At 66.5% G+C, this 14941-nt stretch carries 12 protein-coding genes; 5 read left to right on the forward strand and 7 right to left on the reverse strand.

Going from position 1 to position 14941, the window contains the following annotated elements; genetic code table 11:
• Position 1 precedes the first annotated feature (1 nt).
• Both ggt and NX774_RS19210 read right to left on the reverse strand, forming a co-directional pair.
• A complete protein-coding gene (gene ggt / locus NX774_RS19205; protein WP_258823886.1) occupies positions 2-1759 on the reverse strand; it encodes a gamma-glutamyltransferase in 1758 nt (585 codons plus the stop codon).
• A gap of 34 nt (positions 1760-1793) precedes the next feature.
• Entirely contained in the window at positions 1794-2198 is a 405-nt protein-coding gene (locus NX774_RS19210; protein WP_258823887.1) for a hypothetical protein, read from the reverse strand.
• Positions 2199-2342: 144 nt separating this feature from the next.
• On the opposite strand from NX774_RS19210, the gene pstS reads away from it, so the two are divergent.
• From pstS to NX774_RS19230, 4 genes are all read left to right on the forward strand, one after another.
• Positions 2343-3383, forward strand: a complete 1041-nt coding sequence (pstS, locus tag NX774_RS19215; RefSeq protein WP_370660459.1) for a phosphate ABC transporter substrate-binding protein PstS — start codon at positions 2343-2345, stop codon at positions 3381-3383.
• A 60-nt stretch (positions 3384-3443) separates the two neighbouring features.
• Positions 3444-4133 (forward strand): response regulator, encoded by a 690-nt coding sequence (locus NX774_RS19220; RefSeq protein ID WP_258823889.1) that lies wholly within the window; start codon positions 3444-3446, stop codon positions 4131-4133.
• A 6-nt stretch (positions 4134-4139) separates the two neighbouring features.
• Positions 4140-6842 (forward strand): bifunctional diguanylate cyclase/phosphodiesterase, encoded by a 2703-nt coding sequence (locus tag NX774_RS19225; RefSeq protein WP_258823890.1) that lies wholly within the window; start codon positions 4140-4142, stop codon positions 6840-6842.
• Between the two features lie 157 nt (positions 6843-6999).
• Positions 7000-7998: a porin gene (locus NX774_RS19230; RefSeq protein WP_258823891.1), complete on the forward strand. Its 999-nt coding sequence runs from the start codon at positions 7000-7002 to the stop codon at positions 7996-7998.
• Between the two features lie 63 nt (positions 7999-8061).
• Here NX774_RS19230 and rpoH read toward each other — a convergent pair whose 3' ends face one another.
• The 4 genes from rpoH to ftsY form a co-directional block, all read right to left on the reverse strand.
• Positions 8062-8952 (reverse strand): RNA polymerase sigma factor RpoH, encoded by an 891-nt coding sequence (gene rpoH / locus NX774_RS19235; protein ID WP_258823892.1) that lies wholly within the window; start codon positions 8950-8952, stop codon positions 8062-8064.
• A 587-nt stretch (positions 8953-9539) separates the two neighbouring features.
• Positions 9540-10460: a permease-like cell division protein FtsX gene (gene ftsX / locus NX774_RS19240; RefSeq protein WP_258823893.1), complete on the reverse strand. Its 921-nt coding sequence runs from the start codon at positions 10458-10460 to the stop codon at positions 9540-9542.
• Positions 10457-11116, reverse strand: a complete 660-nt coding sequence (locus NX774_RS19245) for a cell division ATP-binding protein FtsE (protein WP_258823894.1) — start codon at positions 11114-11116, stop codon at positions 10457-10459. Before NX774_RS19245 ends, ftsX begins: the two co-directional genes overlap by 4 nt.
• Positions 11117-11120: 4 nt before the next feature.
• Positions 11121-12533: a signal recognition particle-docking protein FtsY gene (gene ftsY, locus NX774_RS19250; RefSeq protein WP_370660453.1), complete on the reverse strand. Its 1413-nt coding sequence runs from the start codon at positions 12531-12533 to the stop codon at positions 11121-11123.
• Between the two features lie 281 nt (positions 12534-12814).
• On the opposite strand from ftsY, the gene NX774_RS19255 reads away from it, so the two are divergent.
• Positions 12815-13009, forward strand: a complete 195-nt coding sequence (locus NX774_RS19255) for a hypothetical protein (RefSeq protein WP_258823895.1) — start codon at positions 12815-12817, stop codon at positions 13007-13009.
• A 151-nt stretch (positions 13010-13160) separates the two neighbouring features.
• On the opposite strand, the gene NX774_RS19260 is transcribed toward NX774_RS19255, so the two are convergent.
• A complete protein-coding gene (locus tag NX774_RS19260; RefSeq protein ID WP_258823896.1) occupies positions 13161-14870 on the reverse strand; it encodes a thiamine pyrophosphate-binding protein in 1710 nt (569 codons plus the stop codon).
• Positions 14871-14941 lie beyond the last annotated feature (71 nt).

Here is a 14941-nt window from a genome sequence, read left to right on the forward strand (position 1 = left end):
TTCAGTGCGCGCTGCGCTGCACGAGCCCGGTGCCAACGCCGTGCCGGTGGCCTTCGCTGACCGCCGTCACGGTGCCGTCCGGGTTGAACACGAGCGCGTTGGCCGCGCCGATTTCGCCCTCGCTGTCGTCCAGCTTGTGGCCGAACTGTTCGAGCGCGCGCGCCTGCGCGGTGCCGATAAAGCCCGGTTCGACCGAGCTGGCCGGGATGTTGCGCTCGCTGATGCGCGGCGCGTCCATCGCCTGGTCCATCGGCATGCCAAGGTCCACGTAGTTGAAGATCGTTTGCAGCACGGTGGTGATGATGGTCGAGCCACCCGGGCTGCCGATGGTGAAGGCCGGCTTGCCGTTCTTGAGCGCGATGGTCGGCGCCATGCTGCTGCGCGGGCGCTTGCCGGCTTCCGGCACGTTGGGGCGCGGCCCGGAGAAGTCGAAGTCGGTCATCTCGTTATTGAGCAAGAAGCCGTAGCCCGGCACCACGATGCCGCTGCCGCCCCACGACTCGATGGTGAAGGTGTACGACACCACGTTGCCGTCCTTGTCCGACACCGTCAGGTGCGTCGTGTGCGCGCCCTCGGGCATGTGCACCACCGGCCGCTGCGGGCGCAGCGGGATGCTCTGGTCGTTCTGGAACGGGTACGGATCGCCGGCCACTGCCCCGCTTGAGGCAAGCTCGGGATCGATCAGCGCGCGCCGCTGCGCCGCGTACTGCTTGGACAGCAAGCCCTCGACCGGCGCGTCCACATACTCGGGGTCGCCCAGGTAGGCGTTGCGGTCGGCGAACGCGAGCCGGCTCGCTTCGATGTACAGGTGCTCCGCTTGCGCGCGCGGCATCGACTTCAGGTCGTAGCCTTCAAGGATGTTGAGCGCCTCGCCCACCGTCACGCCGCCGCTGCTGGGCTGCGGCATGCCGTAGATGTCGTAGCCGCGGTAGGTGGTGTGCACCGGCTGGCGGATGCGCGCCTCGTAGTTGGCCAGGTCGGCCAGCGTCATGTTCCCGCCCGCGACGCGCTTGCCGCTGGCCAGCGGGGGATGGTTCACCGCCTCGACGATCGCCTCGGCCATCGGGCCTTCGTAGAACGCTTTCTCGCCGCGCGCCGCGATCTCGCGGTAGGCGCGCGCCAGCGCCTGGTTGCGCAGCACGCTGCCGGCCTGGATCGCTTTGCCGTTCCTCAGGTACAGCGCGCTGGTGGTGCTGAAGTTCTGGAATTTGCTTTCATTCTCGGCCACCAGGTGAGAGAAGGTGGCGTTCACGGTGAAGCCCCTGCTGGCCACGTTGATGGCCGGCGCCAGCACCTGCTTGAAGCTCATCGTGCCGTAGCGGTCGAGCGCCTCGTGCCAGCCGCGCACCGTGCCCGGCACGCCCACCGACATGCCGCTGGCGACCACGGTCTCGAAATCCATGGGCTTGCCGTCCTTGAGGAAGGCCGCGGGCGAGAAGGATGCGGGCGCCGTTTCGCGGTGGTCGATGGTGATGACGCGCTTGTCCTTGGCCAGGTAGATGACCATGAAGCCGCCGCCGCCGATGCCGCAGCTGAACGGGTCGGTTACGCCCAGCGTCGCCGCCGCGGCCACGGCCGCATCGATGGCGTTGCCGCCCTTGTTGAGGATTTCGATGGCGGACTGCGACGCCTTTTCGCTGATGGTGGCGACGGCGCCGCCGGTTCCGGTGGAGACCGGCGGTTTGGCCAGCACGGCCACCGGCTGCAGGACGATGGACAGGGTCAGCCCGCAAGCGAGCACTTTTACGCGATTGGTCATGACAGGATCAGGCAGTGGACAAAAATCGGTACGTTCATGGCCGGGTGACCGAGACCGTGACGGGATAGTTTGCCGGCGCCACGCCCGCTGGCGGCACTGGTGGCAGCTTGGCCGGGTCGAGCGCAATACGCGCCCCGCCCAGCGCCTGCGACACATAGGCCGGCTTGGACGGCCCCAGCGAGAACTGCTCGGTAGCGGCGCCCGTGTGCAGCGTCAGGCGGTAGGTCAGCTCGCCCGCCCACATGCACTTCATCGATTCGGGACAGCGGCTGTCGCTGAAGCTGTCGTAGGCAATGCTGGACTGGCCGCCGAGGTCGATGCGCTGGCCGGGCTGGAGCGTGTAGCTCGACTGGGCCGGCTGGCCCGCGGGAGCGCCCGGACTGGCACAGGCGCCCAGCACGAAGGGAAGGATGGCAAGCAGCGCACGCAGAGGCTTCATGGGTGGATTCCTCCTGACTCGGGAGTTCAATGATAGCAAAGCCAGCACAGGTGTCATGTTTTACATGTGCCTGTCACATCGCAGTCATATTCGCTGGCTAGACTGCCGCTCGTTGTCCAACTCACTCAGGGAAAAACAATGAACATGAAACTGGTGCTCAAATCGATGGTTGTTGGCGTCGCGGCCGCGGTGGCGATGTCGTCCTCGGCAATGGCTGCCGATATCACTGGCGCGGGCTCGTCCTTCGCTTACCCGATCTATTCGAAATGGGCGGAAGCCTACAAGGACAAGAGCGGCGTCGGCCTGAACTACCAGTCGATCGGCTCGGGCGCCGGCATCAAGCAGATCAAGGCCAAGACCGTCGACTTCGGCGCGTCGGACATGCCGCTGCCGGCAGAAGAGCTGCAGGCGGAAGGCCTGGTCCAGTTCCCCACCATCATGGGTGGCGTGGTCGCGGTCGTGAACCTGGACGGCATCGCCCCGGGCCAGCTCAAGCTGTCCGGCCCGGTGCTGGCCGACATCTTCCTCGGCAAGGTCACCAAGTGGAACGCTCCCGCCATCGCGGCCCTGAACCCGGGCGTGAAGCTGCCGGACGCCGACATCACCGTGGTGCACCGCGCCGACGGTTCGGGCACCTCGTTCCTGTTCACCGACTTCCTGTCCAAGACCAGCACCGAGTGGAAAGACAAGGTCGGCGCCGGCACCGCGGTGAAATGGGCCACCGGCGTGGGCGGCAAGGGCAATGACGGCGTCGCCGCCAACGTCCAGCGCATCAAGGGCTCGATCGGCTACGTCGAGTGGGCCTACTCGAAAAAGAACAAGATGTCGCACACCCAGCTGAAGAACCACGACGGCCAGTTCCTGCAGCCGGACGACGATGCGTTCAAAGCCGCCGCCGCCAACGCCGCATGGGACAAGACCCCGGGCTATGCCGTGGTGCTGACCAACCAGCCGGGCAAGAACGCGTGGCCGATCACCGGCGCCACCTTCGTGCTGATGCACAAGACCCAGCAGGACGCCGCGAAGGGCAAGGAAGTGCTGAAGTTCTTCGAGTACGCATTCAAGAACGGCGCTGCTGCCGCGGAAGCGCTGGACTACGTGCCGATGCCGGCGTCGGTCACCAAGATGATCGAAGGTGCCTGGAAGAGCCAGCTGAAGGACGCCGCAGGCAAGCCGGTCCTCTGATCGACAGTGGGGTGGGCTCCCGAGCCCACCCAACGGCCACGGAAGCTTGAGTTGGATCTCATGACATCACCTGAAACGCTAGTGTTGATCGTCGAAGACGAGCCGGCGATCGCTGAACTGGTCAAATTTTCGCTGCGCGAGGACCATTGGACCTTTCGCACGGCCTCCACTGTCGGCGAGGCGTGGGAGTTCATCCAGCAGCAGCCGCCGCATCTGGTCCTGCTTGACTGGATGCTGCGCGGCGAAAGCGGCCTGCGCCTGCTGTCGCGCCTGCGCGCCGATCGCGGCCTGCACGAGCTGCCGGTGATCCTGCTGACCGGCCGCACCCTCGATGAAGACCTGGCCATGGGCATGGACAGCGGCGCCGACGATTACGTCACCAAGCCGTTCTCGCCGCGCGAGCTGGCCATTCGCGCCAAGGCGGTGCTGCGCCGCCGCGGCGACAGCCAGCACGGGCGGCCGCTGCAGGTCGGCCCGCTGGCGCTCGATCCGCGCAGCTGCACGGTGCGCGTTGGCAGCGAGCCGATCGAGGTGCGCCAGGCCGAATACCGTTTGCTGAAATTCTTGCTGTGCCACCCCGGGCAGGTGTTCTCGCGCGCCCAGCTCCTCGAGCAGGTGTGGTACGCCAATGGCACGCTCGACGAACGGACGGTCGACGTGCATGTGCTGCGGCTGCGCAAGGCGCTGCGCGAGGCCAAGTCCCTGCTCAAGACCGTGCGCGGCTTCGGCTACAAGCTGTCGGCCACGTAGGAGCGCATGGGTCCGCAAGCCGAGCAGCGCATCGCCCGCAGCCACAGGATACTGGTTGTCGTCTGGCCCCTGCTGGCGGCGCTGGCCTGCGCCGTGATGTGGGCCACCACGCTGGCGCGCGCGGGCGGCGAGCGCGAACGCGCACAGGCGCAGGTGCGCAAGGACGCCGGGGCCTACGCAACCGCCTACGAGCAGTACATCACGCGCTCGGTCGGGCAGATGGACCAGGTCGCAATGCAGCTCAAGTACAGCTGGGAGCACAACCAGCGCGGCGACCTGCTGGAACGCCTGCACCGCGACGGCATGTTCACCGACAGCGCATTCACGGCAGTGGCGCTGGTCGGGCGCGACGGCGTGGTGCGTTCGGCCACGCGCTTGCCGCTGCGCGAACTGAACCTGTCCGGGACTTCCTTCTTTGCCCATCACCGCAACAACATCTCGACCGCGCTGCGGGTTGGCGCCGTGCCGGCCGAGCTTGGCCTGGGACAGCATGCGATCCTGTTCACGCGCCGCCTTGACACCAGCGACGACGAGTTCGATGGCGTGGTGGTGCTGGCGGTGGACGCGCGCTACTTCACGTCGTTTGTCGGCCCCGAGACGCTGGGCGCGCACGGCTTGCTGGCGCTGGCCGCCGCCGAAGGGCGGCTGCGCCTGGAGCAGGGTGACGGCAAGCTGCTGCCGGCAACGCCCTTGTGGCGCGGCGACGCCGGCGTGCGGCTGGTGGAAGACGGCTTTGCCGACCACCGCGCGCGCGTGCTCGGCTGGCGGCGCGCGCAGGCTTACCCGCTGGTGGCGGTGGTGGCGCTGTCGCAGGATGCGGCGCTGGCCGGCGCCCAGGCCTACTGGATCGACAATCGCAACCGCGCCATCGTCGCCACCGCCGTGCTGGCGCTGCTGGGCGCCTGCGGCGCGCTGCTGTCGCGCCGCGCGGCGCTGCGCGAGCGCGAACGCGAAGAGGTGCGCCGCGCCTACCGCACCGCCACCGAAAGCGCCAATGACGGCTTCTACATGGCCGCGGCGATCCGCGACCGCAAGGGCGAGATCGTCGATTTTCGCATCGTTGACTGCAACCAGCGCGGCGCCGCCATCTACGGCCTGACGCGCTCGGAGCTGGTGGGCGCGCGCGTCGCGCAGATCGATACCAGCCTGTTCGGCACCGACCTGATGGCGACCTACCGCCAGGCGATGGAGACGGGCTTTCACCAGGACGACCGCCAGATGCCGAGTCACGATCGCGTGCAGATCCGCTGGGGACGGCGGCGCCTGGTCCGCGTCGGCAACGCGCTGGCGGTCACGCTGCAGGACATCAGCGAGCGCAAGGCGCACGAGCAGGCGCTTGAACGGCTGGCTAACCAGGACGGCCTGACCGGGCTCTCCAGCCGCAACGCCTTCCTGCAGCGGCTGCCCGCGGCGCTGGACGGCGCGCGCGTGCGCGGGCATTCGCTGGCGCTGCTGTTCATCGACCTGGACGAATTCAAGAACGTGAACGACGCGCATGGCCATGCCGCCGGCGACCTGCTGCTCAAGGCCGCCAGCCAGCGCCTGAAGTCGCTGCTGCGGCCATCCGACCAGGTGGCGCGCTTCGGCGGCGACGAATTCCTGGTGCTGCTCGACCCCTGCGGCACCGAACGTGACATTGCCGTCGTCGCCCAGCGCGTGGTGGATGCGCTCGCGGCGCCGTTCGCGATCGGCGAGGACCTGCATACGGTTGGCGCGTCGGTCGGCATTGCGCTGTACCCGCGCGACGGCGCCGACGTCGAAACGCTGATCAGGCATGCCGATATTGCGATGTACGCCGGCAAGAACGACGGCAAGGGCCAGTACAGGTTCTTCGACCCGACGCTCTCGAGCAGCCTGCGCGCGCGGGCGCGGCTCAAGCACGACCTGGTGGACGCCATCGAGCACGACCAGCTGGTGCTGCACTACCAGCCGCGTGTCGATCCGCGCGACGGCAGGCTGCTGAGCATGGAGGCGCTGCTGCGCTGGCGCCATCCGGCCCACGGCATGGTCCCCCCAAGCGAGTTCATCCCGCTGGCCGAGGCCACTGGCCTGATCGGGCGCATTGGCCAGGTCGTGATCGAGAAGGCCTGCGCGCAGGTGGCGGCCTGGCGCGATGCGGGCATTCCCGTGGTGCCGGTGTCGATCAATGTGTCGGCACGCCAGTTCCGGCGCGGCGCCGTGCCGCGCCAGCTCGCGGCGGCCCTGGAGCGCCATCGCCTGCCCGCGGCGCTGCTCGAAGTCGAGATCACCGAGTCGGCCATGATGGGCGACCACGACGAGATCCTGGCCGACCTGGCCGCGCTGCGTGCCATGGGCATCAAGCTGCACGTGGACGACTTCGGCACCGGGTACTCGTCGCTGTCGCAGCTGCAGCGGCTGAAGATGGACGTGCTCAAGGTGGACCGCGCGTTCACCGCGGAGCTGGGCAAGTCGCGCGAGGGCAGGGTGTTCTTCCAGGCGATCGTCTCGATGGCGCACGCGCTGGGCATGGGCGTGGTGGCCGAAGGCGTGGAAACGCGCGAGCAGCTGGCGATCCTGCTCGAACTCGGATGCAGCGAGATCCAGGGCTACCTGGTAGCACGCCCGGTGGACGGCGCGGCGATGGCGGGGCTCATGGCGCGCCGCTTCCTGCTGGACGAGGACGGTAGGGTGGGCAGATCCTGCCCACGCGTTCAAGCAGCGGTGGTGGGAACGCGGACTGAAACGTAGAGGTGTACTGAACGCGTGGGCAGGAAAACCTGCCCACCGTACCGGCCTGTTGCTTATGTCATCAAACGGACATAACCGTTCGATAAGATGCCCCGCGATCGCCGGTAAATGACAGCAATCATCGGCGGCTCATCTTGTCCCAAACTACGGAGAACACATGCAACGCAAACACCTCGCAGCCGCACTGCTCGCATCCCTTCCCATGGTCGCATTTGCGCAAAGCAGCAACGTGCAGCTGTACGGCGTCATGGACGCAGCCATCGCGTCGCAAGACAACGGCGTGACCCGCCAGACCGGCATCAACTCGGGCAACCAGTCGAGCAGCCGTATCGGCTTTCGCGGCACCGAGGACCTGGGCGGCGGCCTGAAGGCCCTGTTCAACCTGGAAGCTGGCGTGGCCATCGACACCGGCGCCGCCGACTCGGCCCTGTTCGGCCGCCGCTCGGTGGTCGGCCTGGAAGGCAACTTCGGTACCGTGACCGTGGGCCGCGAATACTCGCCGATCGCTTCGGTGGCAGGCGCGACCGACATCACCGGCCAGGGCTTCTACGGCAGCAACCTGTCGGCCTTCAACTACCTGACCCGCCGCCTGTCGAACTCGGTCAACTACAAGAGCGCTTCGATGTCGGGCTTCAAAGTGCTGGCCGCCTACTCGGCTGGCGAGCAGGCCACCAACCTGCCCAAGAGCGACCTGAAGGGCGTGGGCCTGGAATACGCCGAGGGCAACCTGTACCTGGGCGCCGGCTACCACACCATCAACAACTCCACCGCCGGCGACACCAAGGAATACGCGTTCGGCGCCGCCTACAAATTCGGCGACGTGGAACTGAAGGGCAACTGGATGGTGCAGGACCCGGCTGGCGCGAACAACAAGTTCACCCAGTACAACCTGGGCGCCGCCTACGTGATGGGTCCGGGCAAGTTCTTCGTGAACCTGCAGCAGAACAAGCTGGACAACGGTGCGCGCGGCAACGGCTTCAACATCGACTACAGCTATGCGCTGTCCAAGCGTACCAACCTGTACACCGGCTACGCACGCCTGGACAACAACAGCCTGGGTAACTTTGCGCTGAACTCGTCGTCGGTCAAGCTGGCGCCGGGCAAGGTGAGCGCCGATCCGTCGGTGTTCAACGTGGGTATCCGCCACAGCTTCTGAGCCGGGCAGCAATAGGGGAATGAAGCAACGGGGCTGCGCCGGCTGGCGCAGCCCCGTTTCTTTTTAGACGTAGGCGGCGAGCGCGCCCTTCATCTTCTTGAGCGCGGCCGATTCGATCTGGCGAATGCGCTCGGCCGACACGCCGAACTCCTCGGCCAGCGTGTGCAGCGTGGCGCCCGAGCCGTCGTCGTTGGCCAGCCAGCGCGCCTCGATGATGCGGCGCGAGCGCGGGTCGAGCTTGGACAGCGCGGTCTCCAGCCCCTCGGACTGCAGGCGCGTGACCTGCTCGGCCTCGAGCACGCGGGTCGGCTCGCTCGTGTCCGACGACAGGTAGGCGATCGGCGCGAACTTGTCGTCCTCGTCGTCGTTCGGCGCTTCCAGCGCGATGTCGTGGCCCGACAAGCGGGTTTCCATTTCGATCACTTCTTCGCGCTTGACGTCGAGCATGCGGGCCAGCTCGTCCACCTGCTGCGGCGACATCGTGTCCAGGCCCTGCTTGTTCGAGCGCAGGTTGAAGAACAGCTTGCGCTGGGCCTTGGTGGTTGCCACCTTGACCAAGCGCCAGTTCTTCAAAATGTATTCGTGCATCTCGGCCTTGATCCAGTGCATCGCGTACGACACGAGGCGCACGCCTTGGGTCGGGTCGAAACGCTTGACTGCCTTCATCAGGCCAATATTGCCTTCCTGGATCAGGTCGGCGTGCGGCAGGCCGTAGCCCAGGTAGCCGCGCGCGATCGACACGACCAGGCGCAGGTGCGACAGCACCAGTTTTTGGGCGGCTTCGAGGTCATTCTTTTCCCGCAGCCGCGTTGCCAGCGATACCTCTTCCTCGTGCGACAGCATCGGCAGGCGGTTGACCGCCGAAATGTAGGCGTCGATGTTGCCGAGATTGCCAGTGAAACCCAGTCCCAGAGCACGAGTGCCAACCGGAACCAGTGCGGATTGTGCGGACATAGTCATTTTCCCTCTTGAGTAATCGGTGCTGCGTCATCAACTTACCGCTGACAGCGCCCCGAAGGCACGACTGTTACGGCTTGTTACCTGCTTGCACAACGGCCTTGTTGTGCAGGGCCGTCTTTCGTTAAATCATATATTAGCACTCTGCCGAGGTGAGTGCCAATCGCGCCTGTTTATCGATGTGATAGCGTCTAACAATTGCTTGGCGGAACCTACTCCGGGCTGTCCTACTGTAGAGCAGGAGAGGTTGGGACGTAGTTGACTTAAATCAACTGTGCGCGCTTCAAAATCGGATGAAACACAGGTTACGGGGTCCCGCTTTCGCTATCTGTTGGATGCCGCACGTTGGCGCGCGTTCCGTAAGCTGTTGATTTGCAAGGGGTACTATAGCATGAACGGACAAAAGATGCAATTCAGATGCATCTTTTCATTGCAGGCATACGCGTCTCGAACTTAGCCCAGCAACCAAAACCACGTCGTCCCCGCGCAGGCGGGGACCCATGCTGAGCGACCGGACACGCGGCCTATGGGTCCCCGCCTGCGCGGGGACGACGTGGTGTGGGGATATCGGCGAGCCGCAGCGCTCAGGACAGCCGCGCCAGGTGGCGCTGCACCGACAGCATGGCGCCCACCAGGCCCAGGCCGGCGCTGATCGCGAGCAGCGCGGCGATGCCCAGCGGCGGCAGTGCGGTCAGCTGGAACTCGGACGCATACAGCCGCGCGAATTCGGCAATCGCGGCGTTCAGCGGGCGCAGCGACAGCGCCACCGCCCCCAGCGCCACCGCGCCGGCGCACAGGCCGAGCAGGGCGCCCGTGTAATAGAACGGGCGGTGGATGAAGTTGTCGGTCGCGCCCAGCAGCTTGGACACGGCGATCTCCTCGCGCTGGGTCAGCACCTGCAGGCGGATCGTGTTGAACACCACCGCGATCACCACGGTGCCCAGCGTGATCGCCAGCAGCAGCAAGGCCAGGCGCAGCACGTTCAGCAGCGCGGCCAGGCGCTTGACCCAGGCCGAGTCCACCTGCACGGTGTCCACCTCGGGCATGGTGCGCAGGTTCTGGGCGATGTCGTCCACGTGCGCCGCGGCGGCGGCGCTCTCCACTCCTTCGAGCTTGACCACGTAGCTGTCCGGCAGCGGGTTTTCACCCAGCGCCGCCAGCACGTCGGTCAGGCCGCTCTTGTCCTTGAGCGTGTCCAGCGCCTTCTCGCGCGGCACAAAAATGATCTTCGCGCGCGCGTCGCCCAGCACCTGGCGCATCTTGACCGCCAGCGCCTGCGACTGCTCGCGCGAGGTGTCGAGCTTGACGAACACGCTGATCTCGGGATCGACCGACAGCTGCTCGGACATCGGGCGCACGTTGTCGAGCAGGGTCACGCCGGCGAACGGCAGGGTCAGCGCAATGGCCACCACCAGCACGTTGAACAGGAAGCTGCCCGGCGCCTTGCGCACGTGGGAGAGCGCGGCGCCGAGGGCGAAGCGGTGATGGCGCAGCCAGACGTTCATTGCGCGCCTCCCGTCATCTGGCCATGTTCAAGCCGGATCACGCGTCCGGCGCTATCGAGCACCTGCTCGTCGTGGGTCGAAATCATGCAGGTCACGCCTACCGAGTTAAATGCGCGCAGCGCGTCGATCACGCGGTCGGCCGCGGCGCGGTCCAGGTTGGCGGTCGGCTCGTCGGCCAGGATGATCTGGGGACGGTTGACGATCGCGCGCGCCACTGCCACGCGCTGCTGTTCGCCGCCGGACAGCTCCATCGGGTTGGCGTTGGCGCGGTCGAGCAGATCCACCTTGTCCAGCGCGGCGCGGGCGCGCTGCTCGGCCTGCGCGCGCGGCGCGCCGGTCACCAGCAGCGACAGCATCACGTTGGCCAGGATGCTGCGGTCGCTCAGCAGGCGCTGCTGCTGCAGGATCATGCCGATGTTCCGGCGCAGGAAGGGCACGCCGGCGCGCTTGATCCGGCCCACGTCGTGGCCGTTGACGATCACGCGCCCGGAAGTGGGGCGCTCGATCGCGGCGATCATCTTCAGCAGGGTCGATTTGCCGGCGCCGGACGGGCCGGCCAGGTAGACCAGCTCGCCCTTGTCGATGTTGAGGGAGACGTCACGCAGTGCGTAAGCGTCGGTGGAGTATTGTTTGGAGACGGCCTGAAATTCGATCATGTCCTTATCCGAGCAGCGCCTCGACGAATTCTTCCGCATTAAAGGGCTGCAGGTCATCGAGCTTTTCACCGACGCCGATGAAGTACACCGGCACCGGGCGGGTGCGCGCGATGGCGGCCAGCACGCCGCCCTTGGCAGTGCCATCGAGCTTGGTGATCACCAGGCCGGTGAGCTGCAGCGCGTCGTCGAAGGCTTTCACCTGCGCCAGCGCATTCTGGCCCGTATTGCCGTCGATGACAAGGACGACCTCATGCGGGGCACCATCCATGCCCTTGCCGATGACGCGTTTGATCTTCTTGAGCTCTTCCATCAGGTGCAGCTGGGTGGGCAGGCGGCCGGCGGTATCGACCATCACCACGTCCATGCCGCGCGCCTTGCCCGACTGGACCGCGTCGAAGGCGACGGCGGCCGGGTCGCCCGAGGCCTGCGAGACCACGGTGACGTTGTTGCGCTGGCCCCAGACCATCAGCTGCTCGCGCGCGGCGGCGCGGAAGGTGTCGCCGGCGGCCAGCAGCACCGACTGCTCGTAGCGCTGCATGTGCTTGGCCAGCTTGCCGATGGTGGTGGTCTTGCCGGCGCCGTTCACGCCGGCGATCATCATCACCAGCGGCTCGTAGCGGCCCAGCTCCAGCGGTTTTTCGAGCGGGCGCAGCATGTCGATCATCAGGCCCTTCAGCGCCTGCTTGACGTCGGCCGCGTCGAGCAGCTTTTCTTCCTTGACCTTGCGGCGCAGGTTCGACAGCAGGAACTCGGTCGCGTCCATGCCGGCGTCGGACATCAGCAGCGCCGATTCGAGTTCCTCGTACAGGTCCTCGTCGATGCGCGCGCCGACGAACAGCAGCGACAGGTTGCTGGAGGTCTTGGCCAGGCCCGCCTTCAGGCGCTGCATCCACGATTTCTTGCGCTCGCCTTCGGTGGTCGGGCGCTCGGCGGTCTCGGGGAACAGTTCGACCACCGGTTCGGTGGCGACTGGCGCCGGGGCAGCCGTCGGCGCCGGCGTCGGCGCGGCCGTCGGTGCTGGCGTGGGCGCCAGGGTGGGAGCAGGAGTCGGTGCCGCAGTTGGCGCAGCGGTCGGAACCGGCGTCGGAGCGGCGGTCGGCGCAGGCGTCGGAGCAGCAGTCGGGGCCGAAGTCGGAGCGGCAGTCGGGGCCGAAGTCGGAGCAGCCGTCGGCGCCGGAGTCGGAGCAGCGGTCGGCGCCGGAGTCGGAGCAGCGGTCGGCACCGGCGTCGGAGCAGCCGTCGGCGCTTCGGTGGGTGCCGGCTCGCCACCGCCGCCGAACAGGCGACGCAGGAACGATGGTTGCTCGGCAGGTTGCTCGGCAGGCGCTTCGGCGGGCGCGGCAGCAGGTTCGGCCGCGGCTGGCTCAAGCGCTTCGGGCGTCTCGGCTGGTTTTTTGCGCTTAAAGAAACTAAACATGGGATATGTGGAGGCGGGTACAGCGTGCGCTTGCCCGGTCGGACCGGACGCGCCAAATTAGGGTCGCGCGTATTTTACCAGAGCAGCGCAGGCATTCCTCCCGGCACCCGTGTAACTTCGTCAATTTTTTCGACCGACGGTAGCATGGCGGCGCGCCGAACTAGCGGAACGGCAGAGTGTCCAACAGGGGCGCACAACTCAACAGTGTGGCGCTGGAAAATGGGTAACAACTGGTTTAGATTTATGTATCGGAACAAATAACACCGAAACAGGAAGCGATCGTGAACATATCCCGGTTTCTCAAGCGCCTCATCGTGGGGGATAACGCTATCGAGGGCGAGGCGGCGGCACTGCGCAACGTGATCGTGTGGCTGTTCATTGCACTGGTTGCGCTGTTCCTGACCAAGCCCGCGGGCGAACCGCACAGCATTTTCGACAAGCCATTGCCCATGCCGCCGGAGTTGGGGCTGGAATAAATCCGGGCTGGCGTAGGGTGGGCAGATTCTGCCCACGCGTCCAAGCGGGGCGTGAACGGCCATATCCGGGGGCTTGGTTCGCGCGCGCTGAACGCGTGGGCAGAAATCTGCCCACCCTACGAAATACCCAGGGCACAGCGTGCCCTCACGTTCAGGTCAGGTTCGCCTTCTTCGCCGCTTCCGCGTTTTTGCGGATCGTCTCCAGGGTCGCGTTCGGCGTGATCAGATTGCCGTCGTAACGCAATTCGATGATGGCCGGCAGGCTGTTCTGGTGGGCGTGCGCGAGCGCGCGCTCCAGCGCAGGCGCAAAGTCGGCGGTCTTCTCCACCACTTCCCCATGCGCGCCGTAGGCCGCTGCCAGCGCCGCGAAATCCGGGTTGTGCAGCCCCGTGCCGGACACCCGGCCCGGATATTCGCGCTCCTGGTGCATGCGGATCGTGCCGAACATGCCGTTGTTAAAGACGATGATGACGACACCGGCGCGGTACTGCACCGCGGTGGCCAGCTCCTGCCCGGTCATCATGAATTCCCCGTCGCCGGCGAAGGTGACCACCGCGCGCTCGGGATGCACGATCTTGGCCGCCACGCCCGAAGGCACGCCATAGCCCATCGCGCCGTTGGTCGGCGCCAGCTGGGTGCGCATGCCGCCGTAGCGGTAGAAACGGTGCGCCCACGACGCGTAGTTGCCTGCGCCGTTGGTCAGGATCGCGTCATGCGGCAGCGCCTTCATCAATTCCTGCACCACCTGCCACAGGTCGAGCGGGGCGTCGCCATCGCGAAACACCGGCGGCTGCGCCTGGTAGGCATCCAGCTCGGCCCTGGCCTCGGCCACGGTGTGCTTCCATCCGCTTGCATCCACCGGCGTCATCGCCGCCAGCATCGCGGCCGCCTGCGGCGCGCCGCTGTTGATCATCAGCTCGGCCTGGAACACGCTGCCCAGTTCCTCGGCGTCGGCGTGGATGTGCACCAGGCGCTGGCGCGGCACCGGCGACGCGAGCAGCGAGTAGCCGCTGGTGGTCATCTCGCCCAGGCGCGGGCCGAAGGCGATGATGAGGTCCGCTTCCTTCACGCGCGCGGCCAGCTTCGGGTTGATGCCGATGCCCACGTCGCCGACGTAGTTCGGGTGCGCGTTGTCCAGCAGGTCCTGGAAGCGGAAGGTGCAGCCCACCGGCAGGTGGTTGTTTTCGGCGAAGCGGCGCAGGTCGTCGCAGGCCTGCGGCGTCCAGGTGCCGCCACCCAGCAGCAGCATAGGCTTTTTCGCGTCGCGCAGCATGCCGCGCAGCGTATCGATCTGGGCTTGCGACGGCGACGCCTGCACCGGCTGGTAGCGGCGGGTATCGGCCACTTCGGCCTTGGACACCAGCATGTCCTCGGGCAGGGCCAGCACCACCGGGCCGGGACGGCCGCTGGTGGCCACCTGGAAGGCGCGCGCGATGTATTCGGGGATGCGGTCGGCGCGGTCGATCTGCGCGACCCACTTGGCCATCTGGCCGTACATGCGGCGGTAGTCGATCTCCTGGAACGCCTCGCGGTCCACGAAGTCGTTACCGACCTGGCCGATGAACAGGATCATCGGCGTCGAATCCTGGTAAGCCGTATGCACGCCGATCGACGCGTTGGTCGCGCCCGGGCCGCGCGTGACGAAGCAGATGCCGGGCTTGCCGGTCAGCTTGCCGTAGGCCTCGGCCATGAAGGCCGCGCCGCCTTCCTGGCGGTTGATGACGAAGCGGATGTTCGAGTCGTGCAGCGCGTCGAGCACGTCGAGATAGCTTTCGCCGGGCACGCCGAAGGCAATGTCCACGCCGTGGACGTGCAGCGCATCGACCAGGATCTGGCCGCCGGTACGGGATGGGTGCGTCATGTTCAGGTCATCCTTGTTGGTATGGCATCCCGGGATTCTATGCGAGCCGATCCGTTGCGGCTTTTGAAATG

The sequence above is a fragment of the Massilia agilis genome (assembly GCF_024756255.1).
Classification (GTDB): domain Bacteria; phylum Pseudomonadota; class Gammaproteobacteria; order Burkholderiales; family Burkholderiaceae_D; genus Telluria; species Telluria agilis.